The organism is Marinomonas spartinae (genome assembly GCF_900089775.1).
In the GTDB taxonomy this organism is placed as follows: Bacteria; Pseudomonadota; Gammaproteobacteria; order Pseudomonadales; family Marinomonadaceae; genus Marinomonas; species Marinomonas spartinae.
Map to the genome: position 1 here is coordinate 319,920 of NZ_FLOB01000002.1, position 14,518 is coordinate 334,437.

Annotated in this window: 11 protein-coding genes; 7 read left to right on the forward strand and 4 right to left on the reverse strand. The window is 43.6% G+C overall.

Annotated features, from left to right (window positions below; translation table 11 throughout):
• Nucleotides 1-45 precede the first annotated feature (45 nt).
• A complete protein-coding gene (locus MSP8886_RS05535) occupies nucleotides 46-843 on the forward strand; it encodes a TatD family hydrolase (RefSeq protein ID WP_245659037.1) in 798 nt (265 codons plus the stop codon).
• The gene (locus MSP8886_RS05540; protein WP_067013570.1) at nucleotides 840-1,721 is read left to right on the forward strand and encodes an SDR family oxidoreductase; all 882 of its coding nucleotides are present in this window, start codon (nucleotides 840-842) and stop codon (nucleotides 1,719-1,721) included. Before MSP8886_RS05535 ends, MSP8886_RS05540 begins: the two co-directional genes overlap by 4 nt.
• Nucleotides 1,722-2,265: 544 nt before the next feature.
• Here MSP8886_RS05540 and MSP8886_RS05550 read toward each other — a convergent pair.
• The 3 genes from MSP8886_RS05550 to MSP8886_RS05560 all read right to left on the reverse strand — a co-directional run bounded on the left by MSP8886_RS05550 (nucleotide 2,266) and on the right by MSP8886_RS05560 (nucleotide 6,420).
• Nucleotides 2,266-4,182, reverse strand: coding sequence for a beta-ketoacyl synthase (locus MSP8886_RS05550; RefSeq protein ID WP_067013574.1), 1,917 nt, complete (start codon nucleotides 4,180-4,182; stop codon nucleotides 2,266-2,268).
• Between the two features lie 161 nt (nucleotides 4,183-4,343).
• Nucleotides 4,344-5,153 (reverse strand): glucosaminidase domain-containing protein, encoded by an 810-nt coding sequence (locus tag MSP8886_RS05555; RefSeq protein ID WP_245659038.1) that lies wholly within the window; start codon nucleotides 5,151-5,153, stop codon nucleotides 4,344-4,346.
• A gap of 289 nt (nucleotides 5,154-5,442) precedes the next feature.
• Complete coding sequence (locus MSP8886_RS05560) at nucleotides 5,443-6,420, reverse strand: glutathione S-transferase family protein (RefSeq protein ID WP_067013576.1); 978 nt, start codon at nucleotides 6,418-6,420, stop codon at nucleotides 5,443-5,445.
• Nucleotides 6,421-6,527: 107 nt separating this feature from the next.
• On the opposite strand from MSP8886_RS05560, the gene MSP8886_RS05565 reads away from it, so the two are divergent.
• The 3 genes from MSP8886_RS05565 to MSP8886_RS05575 all read left to right on the forward strand — a co-directional run bounded on the left by MSP8886_RS05565 (nucleotide 6,528) and on the right by MSP8886_RS05575 (nucleotide 9,415).
• Nucleotides 6,528-7,703, forward strand: coding sequence for a GGDEF domain-containing protein (locus tag MSP8886_RS05565; RefSeq protein WP_067013578.1), 1,176 nt, complete (start codon nucleotides 6,528-6,530; stop codon nucleotides 7,701-7,703).
• Nucleotides 7,704-8,147: 444 nt separating this feature from the next.
• Nucleotides 8,148-8,795 (forward strand): TetR/AcrR family transcriptional regulator, encoded by a 648-nt coding sequence (locus MSP8886_RS05570; RefSeq protein ID WP_067013580.1) that lies wholly within the window; start codon nucleotides 8,148-8,150, stop codon nucleotides 8,793-8,795.
• Nucleotides 8,795-9,415, forward strand: coding sequence for a LysE family translocator (locus MSP8886_RS05575; RefSeq protein WP_067013582.1), 621 nt, complete (start codon nucleotides 8,795-8,797; stop codon nucleotides 9,413-9,415). Before MSP8886_RS05570 ends, MSP8886_RS05575 begins: the two co-directional genes overlap by 1 nt.
• Before the next feature lie 104 nt (nucleotides 9,416-9,519).
• On the opposite strand, the gene upp is transcribed toward MSP8886_RS05575, so the two are convergent.
• Nucleotides 9,520-10,176 (reverse strand): uracil phosphoribosyltransferase, encoded by a 657-nt coding sequence (gene upp / locus MSP8886_RS05580; protein WP_067013584.1) that lies wholly within the window; start codon nucleotides 10,174-10,176, stop codon nucleotides 9,520-9,522.
• 327 nt (nucleotides 10,177-10,503) lie between these two features.
• On the opposite strand from upp, the gene lon reads away from it, so the two are divergent.
• Together lon and MSP8886_RS05590 are read left to right on the forward strand one after the other, a co-directional pair.
• Nucleotides 10,504-12,942 (forward strand): endopeptidase La, encoded by a 2,439-nt coding sequence (lon, locus tag MSP8886_RS05585; protein ID WP_067013586.1) that lies wholly within the window; start codon nucleotides 10,504-10,506, stop codon nucleotides 12,940-12,942.
• Nucleotides 12,943-13,122: 180 nt separating this feature from the next.
• Nucleotides 13,123-14,505 carry an MATE family efflux transporter gene (locus tag MSP8886_RS05590; protein WP_067013588.1) on the forward strand — a complete coding sequence of 461 codons (1,383 nt, stop codon included), beginning with the start codon at nucleotides 13,123-13,125 and terminating at the stop codon, nucleotides 14,503-14,505.
• Nucleotides 14,506-14,518 lie beyond the last annotated feature (13 nt).

The window sequence follows — 14,518 nt, forward strand, 5'->3', positions numbered from 1 at the left end:
GCTTTTTGCTTTCTTATGTCGGTCTATCTGGCCTGATGGCGTTTCATGTTGTACTCTTTACGAATGTATGTGGATACCCATTGCCATTTAGATTTTGCTGCTTTTGATAGCTCTCGCTCAGAGCTGATGTCTGCTTGTCTGGAAAATAATATTCGGCATTTTTTGGTGCCTTCAACAACCTATGAGAGTTGGCAAAAAGTAACGCAACTGGCTCTTATTTACCCTATGTGGCGTGTTGCGTTTGGTTTACATCCTTACTTTTTGCATAGTGAATCGATCATGAATGTTGAGAAACTTGGTGACACCTGTGAGCAAGGCGGGGCGGTGGCCATCGGTGAAATTGGTCTCGATTTTTGGCCTGATGCTATGGATGTAGAGGTGCAAAAGCATTTTTTTGGTGCTCAATTAAGCATTGCGAGAGAGTTGAATTTGCCGATTATTCTACATGCTCGTAAAAGTTATGATGTGGCTCTAAAGATGATTAGTGATGCAAATCATACCAGTGGTGGGATTGTTCATGCCTTTAATGGTAGTCTAGAGCAGGCTAAGCGGTTTGTTGAACGGGGTTTTCTGCTAGGAATAGGTGGTACCATTACTTACCCGCGGGCTAAAAAGGCTCATCGAGTAGTGCAGCAATTAGAAGATCAGGCGTATGTGTTGGAAACGGATTCTCCTGATATGCCGTTGCATGGTTTTCAAGGGCAAATGAACACGCCTTTGAATATCCCTAAAGTGGCTTTTTGTCTGGCTGACTTAAGAGGCCAAAGTGTCAATGATATTGCAAAACAAGCGAAAACGAATCTGCTTAGATTATTTCCTGAGTGGTATGGGGATGAACGTTGAGTAACCAACATGATATTAATGCGCCAATACGTATTTTGCTATTAGGAGCAGATACTGAAGTTGGAAGTGCCTTATTAGCCTTTTCGAAGGATCAGAATGAGTTTGAGTGGCTTTGTCCCTCAGAAAGTGTGATTTTGGGAAGCCAGGTTGAGGCTGAATTGGAAGCTCTGCAATATGATGTGGTTATTGATGCATTAAGTTTGCGTCATGCGTTGCAAGATGACTATTCTAAGGTTCAACATGTGCTGTCTTTGTTAAGTGAGAGGAAGACAGCACCGATCATGATGATCAGTTCGGTAAGAGTATTTTCTGGCGATAAGCCTGGTTCCTATGTAGAGACGGATGAGCCGGACGGAACAGACTCTTATGCGCGCATGTTGATTGCATCCGAAGAAATTGTGCTACGCCATGAACAAAATATTGTATTGCGAACGGGTTGGTTGTTTAGTGGGCACGGCGATGACTTTGTTTGTCGTACACTTGGTCTGATTCAAGATGGTGTCAATCTAGCTTATAAAGATAATCTTGTGGGATGTCCTACTCCGGTTTCTGATCTTTCTCGTGTGGCGTTGTCTATGATTAAACAGCGGCATTATGGGGCAAAAAACACAGGGATTTATCATTACTGTTGTGCGGAAGAAATTAGCTGGATTGGTTTGGTTGAGGCGATTTTGGCAACGTCTGGTCAAATGGATCCAAAGGTCAATGTCGAGGTGGAATCGGTAGAGGACTCTCTGTTGGTTATGGATGGCGAGGTAACGCAGATAAAAAGGCAGTCTTTGTCTTGTCGTAGGGTGTTTAATCACTATGGTGTTAAGCAGCGTCCTTGGCGTTCTAGCCTACGAAACTTAGTCAAAGAGCTTTATAAAGCGAATTAATCATTAGTTAGGGTTTGACGTGAATAGAATCAATCATAAAGCGGTTATATTAGTTTTTTTGTTGCAACTTTTGGTTGGGTTTTTGTGGTACTCAGCGGCGCCTTCTTCACTGCTAACTAGTGGGCAGAGTGCGGCGCCTCTACCAAACCCGAAAACGGTTGTTTTTTTCTGTCTAGCTGCTTTTGTATATGTGTATTTTACCGCGTGGTTATTGGTAAAAATGAAGATACCGTCCAGCTTTTCTATGATGTTAGTAATCGTTGGGGTTTGGGTGTGTTGCGTACTACCTAATTTTGTTTTTATAAGTGTGTATTTGCACTTAACTGAGTCTACCAGTGTTTACTTATTGTCGTTTGGTGCCATAAGTTGCTTGATTTCTTCTATTGTATTGCCTTTATGGCGCTCTTCAAGGTCTATTTTCAAAGGCTAGCAGGAAAAGGCTAAATAATAAGTAAGTACGCTAAGTAGAGCACATAAAAAACGCAAAGAACTTTAAGCTCTTTGCGTTTTTTGTTTTGTGACTGACTTTTTGATGGCTTATGGGTTAGCAAATATCATCAAAGTCATTGTTAACTTTTAATGAGACTGGAAGGTCATAGCCAGGTAAATGAATTTCCGACTCTGACATGGTTAAGTCTTCACCGCCTAGAACGTGAAAGCCAAATTTATAAACCGGATGGCTTTCACCGTGTATAGCAGCTTGATTATACGACTCTGCAGCGATTTTAATCTGTTGGTTCTTCTCTTTATAATCGGCCATTTGTTCTTGTGAATAACGCTTGCTTAACATGCTCATCACCTTGTGGGGAGCGATGAGAACGGCGGTTGCATTGTTACCACCAAAGCCTTTTGAGTTGAGAAGAGCCGCATCAAAATACTGGCTTCCATATTCTTCATGTTTCAATTGGAACTTCAGGCCTTCTTGGTATACGTCATCAGCTAATGCCTGAGAGGTAATTATTCCCGGGAGAATACCGTGCTTCCATACACCTAAGGATAGATGGAGTTGATCACCACCAGCAGTGCCTTGGGAATGACCAATATAAGCTTTTACTGCCGTGACCGGCATGTTTGTCGCCCCAAAGCTGGTGGCGGCTTTACTCAGTACGTGAGATTCTGTCACACGATTTTGGGGGGTGCTAGTGCCATGAGCCTGAATGAATGTTCGTTCGGTTAGGCCTGTTTTACCGATCATATTTTGAAGGTAAGCCATGGCTTTTGTCATGGTGAGATAGTTGCCGATACCTGGTGCCGAAATGGACTTTTTATGGCCATCAGCGTGCGAGTAAACAGCGGGGATTGCACCATAAATTTCCGCCCCAAGTTCTATTGCCAACTCATCATCCATGAGTAGTGTCCATTGGCTAGATTCGCCAATGGTAAAGCCGCAGTTTTGTGCGAATGGGCGACAGCTGCGGGTATGATCTGGTTCAGCCTGATTGGATATCTGATCAAGCGCGAGCAGTGCGGTATCCTCTGCTAAGGCGCCCATTGTTCGAAAGCCTTCGATGATTTCTGGGGTGATAGGAGCGTCACTTCCCCCCACCATGGCGACACGGAATTTCCCCGATTTAATACCTTCAACCGCTTTTTCTAGGTTGAAGAAGTAGGTTGCGCAGGCACCAATAGATGTGCCTACATTACCGACACTGCCTAGCAGGTAAGCGTTCACAAAATCGGCAGGCATCTGGGCATAGCCCAATGGCAAATGTTTGGACGTGGTACGTTTTCCCATCAAAGCAGATTTAAGCATGCCGCCAAAACCTAAGTCGTCCATTTGCCCAATGGAGTTGGCCGCGTAAACAGCCATTTCATCAGGGGCCACTTTACTACGAATGACTTCCCAGTCAATGCCAGTACTTTGAAGTGCATCCGAGGCACCGTAAACCGTCATTTGTAACCCACGGGGGTGATTACGACTTTGGTAAAGTTTGGCTGCATCAAAACCTGTGGGAAGTTGTCCAGCAGACTTAACTGATAGCGGTTTCGTGTCTTTGATAAAGGTTTCTAGGTTGCCGTCAACTGTAACGCGGGAAAGGCTGTCTGAAATCGCTGCAACATGCCAATTACCTGGGCGATCATCGGGGAGTGAGCGCGTTTTAATGGTAAAACTGAGCTTTTCTTCTTGGCTGTTTGGTGTGAGGACAGACTTCTTATGAAGTGTGACGTGGTCAACGTCAAACAAGCTTGGGTGAATGCGGCGAATTAGGGTTTGAGCAAGTAATGTTTCGCCAATGCTGTCGATTAGAGCGATATCGTCTAATGCTTCGCCGTCTTTGGTATGCCATAAGCCATTTTTATAATCAGCCGCGTTTGTTAATGTCGCAAGATCAAGCAACACATCTTGTTGCATGTGACTGGGTAGGAGGTCAAAAACAATACGGCGATAGGCTTGATGTGAAGAGCTGCGACCAGCTGAATTAATTCCGCCAAAGCCAATAATAACAGGTAAACGGGCCAATTGAATTTCCTCGTTTTAAATTGAATAAAAGTTAGAGCTATTGTAATGAAGAGGGGCTTAGTTAGCCACCCTACGATATGGAAATAGATGTTATTCCAATCGGCTCAACAGGTTTTTAAGAGACTGTTTTGCTTGGTCTCCGCTTTGTTCATTTTAGTATATTAGTTAACACTCACTTTTGGTGTGTTTTGTGTATTAAATCGCCACAATTTATTGTATTGAATAAGTCCTTCTATTTCGTCAACATAGGCCTGTCCGCGTTGAGAGTAGTTATCTAAGCCATGAACAAGGGCGAGCCCAGTAATGGGATCGTGGTCTTTGCGCAAGTTAGCTCGGATCGCTCTTAGCTTCTTGTAGGCAGCATTTTGGTTAAGGTTGTCAATGTAGGCAAACACGGATTCTCTTGCGTCATTAAACTTTCTAACTTCGTGTGCAGCGCCATCGTCCCGAGACTCTGGTACTAGACCACAGCCTTTTCTAAAACACCATTGACCAAAATAATTATTTCCATCGGTCGCAAATCTAGAGGTTCCCCAAGCCGATTCGTTTGCTGCCTGAGCAAGCACGAGGGAGCTGGGTACAATGTCAATGTAATTAAGCAGGTCTTTTATGTCACTGGCCTTTGGATTATCCACTTTATCAAGACCGCTGCTGGATCTTAAGTCCGAAAGCCAAGCTTTATCTTTTGCTGACAAAGAATCCCCTTTTTTCAGCATAGTTAATAAAGAGAACAAGCGCTTTCTTTGTTGAAGAATTTGAGTGTTTTTTTCATCAACAAAAGGTTTAAGGAAGCTGAAAAAAGCTTTTTTGCGTTCATTTACATCTTGTATAGCTGCAAAATCAGGCGTTTTAGCCGTAACAGGGTGCTTTTTGAAGTAGTCTTTCTCTTCTGCCGAGCTTTCCCCAGATAGATTAGCCTGATCCTGTAGACTTGCCGCTTCCTCTGCTTCAGAGGATTGTTGATCAGACATTTGTCCAGATGAGGTATGTGATGCGCTTTTTTCGTTCAACTTGCTGATTGATTCTATTTTTAACCAGAGGGTAAAAATCAGAGCAAATGATATAAGCCAGAGAATTTTTCTTTCCATAAATGACAAAGGGTCTCGATTTTTAATAATATGCAAAGTTCATTGATTTAAATGAGACTTTCCTAATTAAATGTATTTTTATAAAAGTGAGCCCATTATCTCGAAAAAAAGCTCACTTTAATAGCATTATCATTTATCTCCTTGGCTTTGTCTTAATATTGGTTATCTTTCACTAACTATGACGAAACAGTGTAGTTGGGCCATCTGGTACGATTCTAGTCGGGTTTATCATATCGTGGCTGTAATAGTAATGGCGTTTTATATGTTGTAGATTGACGGTATTAGAGATCTTTTTTGTATTGAAAAGTTTTTGTAAGTACCTGTTTAGATTAGGGTAGTCTATTATTCTTTTTAGGTTGCATTTGAAGTGGCCAAAATACACAGCGTCGAAGCGAATGAGGGTGGTAAAAAGGCGCCAATCTGCTTCTGTCTGTACATCACCAACAAGAAAGGCTGAATTCTTTAGTATTGTTTCAATATGGTCTAGAGTGCTGAATAATGGTTCCAATGCTTCTTGATAAGCCTGTTGAGTGGTGGCAAATCCACATTTGTATACACCGTTATTGACGGTATCATAAATGCGCTGGTTGATGGCGTCGATGTCAGAGGAGAGTTCGCTGGGATAAAAGTCCAGAGTGTTGCCAGTAAGGTCGTTGAATGCTGAGTTGAACATGCGAATAATGTCGGCGGATTCATTTGATACGATGGTTTGCGTTTGCTTGTCCCATAAGATGGGGACAGTAACGCGTCCACTGTAATCCGCTTTGGCTCTTGTATAAAGTTGATAAGCAAAGTCTGAGTGGTAGAGTGGATCACCCATGTCGATATATGGATCTTGAAAGCTGGGGTCTTCTTTGAACTCCCAGCCGTTTGCTAGCATGTCGGGGTGAACGCAGCTGACGGATATGAGTTCCTCTAAATCCTTAAGCTGGCGAAAAATAAGTGTCCGGTGGGCCCAGGGGCAAGCAAGAGAAACATAAAGATGGTATCGATCCGGCTCTGCTGGAAAGTGATTTGAGTTGGTATTGTCATAATCGGTTGAGCTGACAATCCAATTGCGGAATGCCGATTCGCTGCGTACAAATTTTCCACCGGTGCTGTCAGTGTCGTACCATTTGTCTGCCCATTGACCGTCAATGAGTAATCCCATGTAGTTCTCCTAGTGAGTATTAATCTGTTTATTATCAATGAATATCGAGTAGTTTCGGAGCGTAATATTGATCCTTTTTAATCGAATGATTCGATGTGTTGGTACCTATGATTGAGCGTTTTCGGTCATTGTTGATACCGTGTTTTATCTTTCTGGCTAGTGTCTACGGTAGTTTATACATCAGCTATCTGCCACCTCTTTGGGTTGCTTTGTTGCCGTGGCTACCTGTCATTTTATCGGTGGTTGCTGTTTTGTTAGCTTGGCGCTTCAACAAAGGCCGTGTGCTTGTTGTGATTTGTCTATTATTAGTACCCAAGGTATATGGGCACTCCAGTACGGAATCCGTGAGCGCTTATTTGGCTGTGTCCTGCTTTTGTATTGCGTTATTAAGTTTTGTGCGTGAACGTGGTTTTTTCAACCGCTTTGTCGTGAACCGCTTTTTATTTATTTCAATGCTGCTAGCTTGGTGTTATGCCGTTGATGCTAAATGGGTGTCTTTTTCCTTTTTGGAGCAGCCATTTTTATCTTTCCAGATAACGTGGTCTACGCTGTTGTTGTGGTGTGTTTTGGCAATTAGTGTGATTGTCACTGGTTGTTCATGGTGGCTCGCTGGTGATGTATTTTGTGCTAATGCATTGATGAGCATTGTTGGCTTAATGGTCATGAGCCTGTTTTCTGTTTCGCAGGATCAAGTTGATTTACTGTTGTCTGCACAGTGTCTTGTGTGGCTATTCTTTTTGCTAATGGAAAGCCATCGAATGGCGTATTTGGATGAATTGACAACGTTACCTGGGCGGCGTGCATTGAATGAAAGTTTGCTGGGATTATCTGGCAAGTATGCTTTGGTAATGGTGGATGTGGACCATTTTAAAGCATTTAACGACACCTATGGACATGATATGGGAGATAGGGTGTTAACTCATGTGGCTCGTCAAGTACAGCGTTTTTCTTACCCTGGGCGAGTGTACCGCTTTGGTGGTGAGGAATTTACCGTGATTTTTCGCGCCAAGGTGCTGAACGATATCGAGCCGATTCTAGATGAGGTTAAAGCCCAGATTGAAGACATGCCAGTTGAAGTGTACGACCCTAAAAAAAAGAAGGTTATCGAGACCCGTGTAACGGCTAGTTTTGGTGTCGCTCTATCCGCACCAGGGGAGCTGGCTGATGCGGTATTAATTCGAGCAGATAAAGCTTTGTATCAAGCTAAGCGTAAAGGGCGAAATTGTATTGTGTTCTCTAAGTCGACTAATCATCGGTCGACTAAAGTTAATGGAAATGTGTAATTTTGTACAAATGGTCAAGTTTTTGTTTTTCAGCTATTGCGTTGAGCAAAAAGATCTCTATAATTCTTAAAAATTGAATTATTGACCATTTGGTTATTTTTCTAACAAAGAAAAGTGTCAGGTGGTTTGAGGCGATCTGTCTCAGCAGAATATGGCACTACATAAGTTATGTATAACTTAGTAGCGCACATAAAAGAGCCAACGTGGTGCAGCAGTTAGCGTAAATGATGAATGCCTAATCATTGTTTTTCGTCTCTGCTGTGAGGGGAAATGGGGAGCTTTTGCTCCCTTTTTTTATGCCTTGCTATCGCTCTCTAGCCTTAAATCGACCATTTCTAGTCGATTGTTGTTCTGTATTGTCACTTCTCTGGTGCCAAAGCCGTCGATCTTCGCGTTATAATGCTATTTGCCCATTTCATGACGTCAGTTTAAAGAGGTTCTATTTTGTCAGAAGCAAAACGACCAAAAGATCAATTAAAAACCCATATCCGCGAGCAAAATCAAGCCTTAATTTTAGAGGCTGCGGAGCGTGTGTTTGCACGTCAAGGATTGGCTAAAACCACGACACAAATGATTGCTGATGAGGCTGGTTTACCGAAGGCTAATGTCCATTATTACTATCGCTCTAAAAAAGATTTATTAGAGGCAGTACTTGAACAAATTTTAACCTTATGGCTGGAGTCTGTGAGTCGCTTCACCCTAGAAGAGGGCCCTAAAGCCAATTTAACACGCTACATCAGTGAGAAAATTGATCAATCGCGAATGAATGTGAGTGCATCAAAAGTCTTTGCAATGGCTTTGATTGGCGAAGAGGCTTTTGTGCTAGATTTTCTTCGTGAGTATTTTGTTTCTGAATTAAGCCGAGAATCTAAGACGATACAAGCATGGGTCGATCAAGGATTAATGGCACCCATTTCTACCGAGCATCTTTTTATCAGTCTATGGGCGATGACACAAACCTACGCGGATTTTGATGCCCAAGTAAAGATTATTCTAAAGAAAGACCAGCTTGAAGAGTCTGACTATGATGAAGCGAAGCAATTTTTGACTCGTATGGTGTTGGCGGGTTGTGGTGTGAAGGAAGAAAACTGATGACCATTCAGAGTGCATTGACGTTCTTTGTGGCGATTTTTATTTTTAGCATCACGCCAGGCCCTGGTGTGTTTGCAATTATTGGTCGAAGCTTAGTGAAAGGGGCGAAGCAGTCTATCGCTTTGTGTGCTGGCATGGCCTTAAGTGATATCGTGTATTTGATCATGGCCTGCTATGGCTTAGCCGCCATTGCCGCCAAATGGGATCTGTTATTTTCCGTGATTCGCTATTGCGGTGCGGCTTATCTGTTGTACCTTGGTTGGAAAATGTGGACCACTCCGGTCTCTCAGGATCTGTCCGGAACAGATAAAAAAATGGCTAAGCAGGGAATCGCGAGTTTTTTTCAGGGGTTCCTGATTTCGGCTTCTAACCCGAAAGTCATTTTGTTTTATGTGGCATTTTTACCCAGCTTTATGGATGTGACAGCCTTGCATGGAACGGATATTGTCTTGGCCGCTGTATTGGCTTTTTCCGCTTTGATGCTGGGGTTAACCTTGATCGCGGTGAGTGCCTCTCAGGCCCGTCGTTACATGAAATCTGAAAAAGCGATGAAAGGATTGAATCGCTCTGCTGGTAGTATTATGGCCTTGGCTGGGGTCTATCTTGGGATGAAAGGCTAGGCGCTTAAGCGTTCAGCTTTTCATCAATAAAAAAGCGCCTGTCGATATCGTCGGGCGCTTTTTTTGTTTATGTTTTATTGCTTTTGTCCCATTAAAGCGAGCGGTTAACGTGTGCCATAAATACGGTCACCTGCGTCCCCGACACCAGGACGAATATAAGCATGGTCGTCTAACTCACGGTCAATCGCGCCGATAAACATAGGGACATCTGGGTGCGCTTTTTTAAATGCTTCAATGCCTTCTGGTGCGGCAAATAGACAAATAAAACGAATGTCTTGCGCGCCCATGTCTTTCATTTTACTAATTGCGGCAATGGCAGAGTTACCCGTTGCGAGCATCGGATCAACAACGATGATGGTTCGCTCGTTAATGGAGTGCGGCATTTTAAGGTAGTACTCAACGGGCTGTTTAGTATCTGGGTCGCGGTACATGCCCACATGACCGACACGGGCAGAAGGAGACAGCTTGAGCACCCCTTCTGCTAAACCATTTCCTGCGCGCATGATGGTGACGATACACAGCTTTTTGCCTTTAAGTACCGGACTTAATGTTGTTTCCAGTGGGGTCTCTACTTCGGTATCAACCGTTTCCAAATCTCGTGTTGCTTCATATCCAATGAGTGTGCCGAGCTCTTCGACTAACATGCGAAATTCGCGAGTGCTGGTATTTTTGTCTCGAAGACTGGTTAGCTTGTGTTTGACGAAAGGGTGTTCAATGATTGAAATGTCAGTGTAAGTACTTAATATCTCGTCACGAGTCATGTCGGTGTCCTTTTTGCGAATAGAAGAACCAAACGGATGATAAGCCGTTATTTCAGGTTGCTTGCAGGAATAATACCACAATGCTTTCTCTGTTAATAAATAATCCTGTCTAATCAGTCATAATCGGTTGAGCCTCTTTTAGATGAGTAGTGATGTTTTTGTTAGCCAATAAATGGATAAGGATTTAGGGGGGTATCCCATTTCCCTAGGGATTGTTTTTATTCAGTTTGTCACTACATAAATAAGCAAACCTAACGGTTCAACTGTTTTTATTGAATTGTTGGCCGCAAGCAAGACACACTAATTCTTGACGTATTGGGAATATATATGAGTAACGATGAACAGTACCCAGATCAACATGATGAGTCATTGATGGATGATACTAATGAAGAAGTGGTTATTAGCGACCCACGGGCGTTAGCGTTGCCGGACGACGTGCTGCCAGATACTTTGTACATTTTACCGATTTCTAGTCGTCCGTTTTTTCCAGCCCAAGTACAGCCTGTTATGGTGGATGCGGATCCTTGGGAAGAATCATTAGAGCGTATTGCCGATAATCCACAAGCGGCAGTGGGACTGGTGTATACCGATAAAGTTGCAAGTGGTGCGCCACCGGTGGGTTCTTTCCGCACTATTGGTTGTGTGGCAAGGGTTCATAAGGCAGAAAAACAAAACGATAAAATCACTTTTTTAGCCCAAGGTATTAAGCGTTTTGAAATTGTTGAGTGGCTAAGTGATAGCACACCTTATTTGGCGCGGGTACGTTATTTGACAGACTCAAAAGAAACGGACAAAGAGTCGAAAGCCTACTCGATTGCTATTTTAGATGCTATTAAAGAGCTCATTCGTTTGAATCCTCTCTTCAGCGAAGACTTACGCCAATATTTAGGTCGTTTTTCCTTTAGTGAACCTGGGCTATTAGCTGATTTTGCTGCGTCCATTACCTCCGCTGATGGTGGTGATTTGTACGAGATTTTAGAGACCATTCCTGTGCAGCCTCGTATGCATTTGTCGTTGACATTGCTGCGCAAAGAGCTAGAAATTGCGCGCTTGCAACATGAGATCAGTGCGGAAGTGAATACCAAGATCAGCGAGCATCAGCGAGAGTTCTTTTTGAAAGAACAATTAAAAGTGATTCAAAAAGAACTGGGTATTTCCAAAGATGACCGAACCGCCGATGTGGAAGCTTTTGAAGAGCGTCTGAAAGGCAAAACGGTTCCAGATTCCGTGAAGGAAAAAATTCAAGAAGAGCTTCATAAGCTGAGCATTCTAGAAACCGGATCACCAGAATACGGTGTGACTCGTAATTATTTGGATTGGGCGACCGCTTTACCATGGGGCGTTCATTCAAAAGATAATTTAGACATTAAGGCTGCTCGTGAGGTACTGGACTCCCATCACTCTGGTCTAGGAGATATTAAGGATCGCATTGTTGAGTTCCTAGCTTTAGGGGCACAGCGAGGAGAAATGGGCGGTTCCATTTTGCTACTGGTTGGCCCGCCAGGTGTGGGCAAAACATCCATTGGTAAGTCTATTGCTGAATCTCTCAATCGTAAGTTTTACCGTTTTAGTTTGGGAGGGATGCGCGATGAAGCAGAAATTAAGGGACACCGTCGAACTTATATTGGTGCCTTACCAGGGAAATTTGTTCAGGCATTAAAAGATGTTGAAGTGGAAAACCCTGTGATCATGCTGGATGAGGTAGATAAGATTGGCTCTTCTTTTCAAGGCGACCCAGCATCAGCACTATTAGAAGCTCTGGATCCTGAACAGAATAGTGAGTTCTTAGATCACTATTTGGACATGCGAGTTGACTTGTCCAAAGCCTTGTTTGTGTGTACAGCTAATCAGCTGGATACTATACCGGCGCCGCTGCTGGATCGTATGGATGTGATTCGTTTGTCTGGTTACATTGCCGATGAAAAATTGATGATTGCTAAGCAGCACTTGTGGCCCAAACTGTTGAAGAAAAACAAGTTGTTGAAAAAGCAGCTAAACATTACTGATGCTGCACTGCGTCATATCATTGAGCATTATGCTCGTGAGGCGGGGGTGCGAGGTTTGGATAAATTATTGCAAAAAGTGCTGCGTAAGTCGGTCGTGGAGTTACTGACTGGCGAAAAAGAAACCATTAATGTGGGGGTGAAAGACGTAGAGACTCTATTGGGTATGCCTTATTTCCGTCCAGAGAAAAATTTGCAAGGTGTAGGCGTAGTAACGGGACTTGCGTGGACGTCTATGGGTGGTGCGACCTTGTCCATTGAAGCCAATAAGGTGCACGAATTAACCCGTGGTTTAAAACTCACCGGGAAGCTAGGGGATGTGATGAAAGAGTCGGCTGACATTGCGTATTCCTATGTTTTTTCTCATACAAAGAGTTACCAAAGTCATCCGGAGTTTTTCGATAAGTGTTTGGTGCATTTGCATGTGCCAGAAGGCGCTACCCCAAAAGATGGCCCAAGTGCTGGGGTGACTATGGCAACGGCTTTATTGTCCTTAGCGAAAGGTAAGCCGATACGTAAAGGCTTGGCGATGACAGGGGAGTTAACGCTCACCGGTCAGGTGCTTGCTGTTGGTGGTATTCGTGAGAAAATCATCGCTGCCAAGCGCAGCAAAATCAGTGAAGTAATTTTACCTGAGCCCAATCGTCGTGATTATGAAGAGTTGCCTGAATCCGTGAAAGAAGGTATGACGGTGCATTTTGCAGAGCGGTTTGCGGATGTGGAAAAAGTGGTGTTTGATCGCCGTAGTAATGATATCCACTAGCGCTGACTGAGAAGGTGAACGGAGTGTCATGATTGCGTTGTGATATATTCACAAAGAATGCGTTCTCACTGACTAAGATACATGAGAAAATACCGCAGCCGGACGAGTGTGAGCTTGTCCGGCTTTTTCATGTCTTTGAGTTATAATTTTGCAGCGCAGTTAATCATATAGGGGAAATGAATGCCTGATCAGGCAAAACTCACACAAGGTTCGACGCTAAAGCACGTGGTGGTGATGTCCTTCACCAATGCGCTTGGCTTGATGTGTATGTTTTTGGTGGATTTGGTAGATATGCTGTTTCTGTCCTTGCTGGATGAGAAAGAGGCCTTAGCAGCTGTTGGCTATGCCAGTACTGTGATGTTTTTCACCATCTCTATCAGTATTGCCGTATCGGTTGCAGCCACTGCATTAGTGGCAAGAGCCATAGGTGAGGGACGAATTGAAGAGGCAAAACAGCGAGCTGTTAGTGTCTTGGTATTTGGAGTACTTTTTTCCACCGCGATTGTGGCTTTGCTATGGCCCAATGTGCCGATGATTTTGTCTTTTATCGGCGCAAGTGGTCACTCTTTATCCTTGGCATCTGGGTATTTGCATATTTTGGTGCTTGGTATGCCTGCTGTGATGGTTGCTATGATTTCCTCTGGCATTATGCGTGCACTAGGCGATGCGAGACGGGCGATGTACGCTACTTTGATCGGTGGCATTATTAACGCGGTATTGGATCCGATTTTTATTTTTTCCCTAGGACTGGGGGTGGAAGGAGCGGCGTTGGCTTCTCTGATTGCTCGTCTTTCAATGGTTTTGGTGTCGTATTATGGTGTGGTGTATGTCCATAACATGCTGGGTAAATTTCATATTTCACATTTTTGTCGTGATATACGGCCGATTTGTGTTATTGCCTTACCAACCATGCTAACCAATATGTCTTCACCCTTGGGCAATGCAATTGTTATGGAGCATTCCTCGACCTTTGGCGACGATGCTGTTGCTGCGATGGCCATTATTGGGCGTATTATACCTGTGGTATTTGGTGGGTTATTTGCCTTATCCGGTGCCGTGGGGCCTATACTGGGGCAGAATTATGGGGCAGGACACTTTGACCGTATGCACAGAACCATAGGCAGTGCAGTGTTCTATGCTTTTGGTTATTGTTTGGTCTTATGCACGGTTTTGTATTTGGCTCAGGATTGGTTGGTGGCGATTTTCCATGCCACGAAAGGGACAGCCGATTTGATTCACTTTTTTGCGACCTATGCCTCCTTTAGTTTTTTCTTTCAGAGTTTGTTGTTTATTGGCATTGCGGTGTTTAACAATCTAGGTAAACCCTTTAATGGTACCTTGTTGAATTTTGGCCGTGCCATTTTGGGGACTTGGCCCTTGATCATTATTTTTGGCTGGTTTATGGGAGCCGAAGGGGTGTTGTTAGGGCAGGCAGTAGGATCAGTTATTTTTGGTTGCCTAGGGTTCTTTTTAGGACGCCGTTATATTCATACCCTTGAGAAAAAAGAAACACGAGACCTCAGAGTGGGTAACAATCGGGCCTATGATGACCCTCTCTTGTAGACACTGTTTTTAT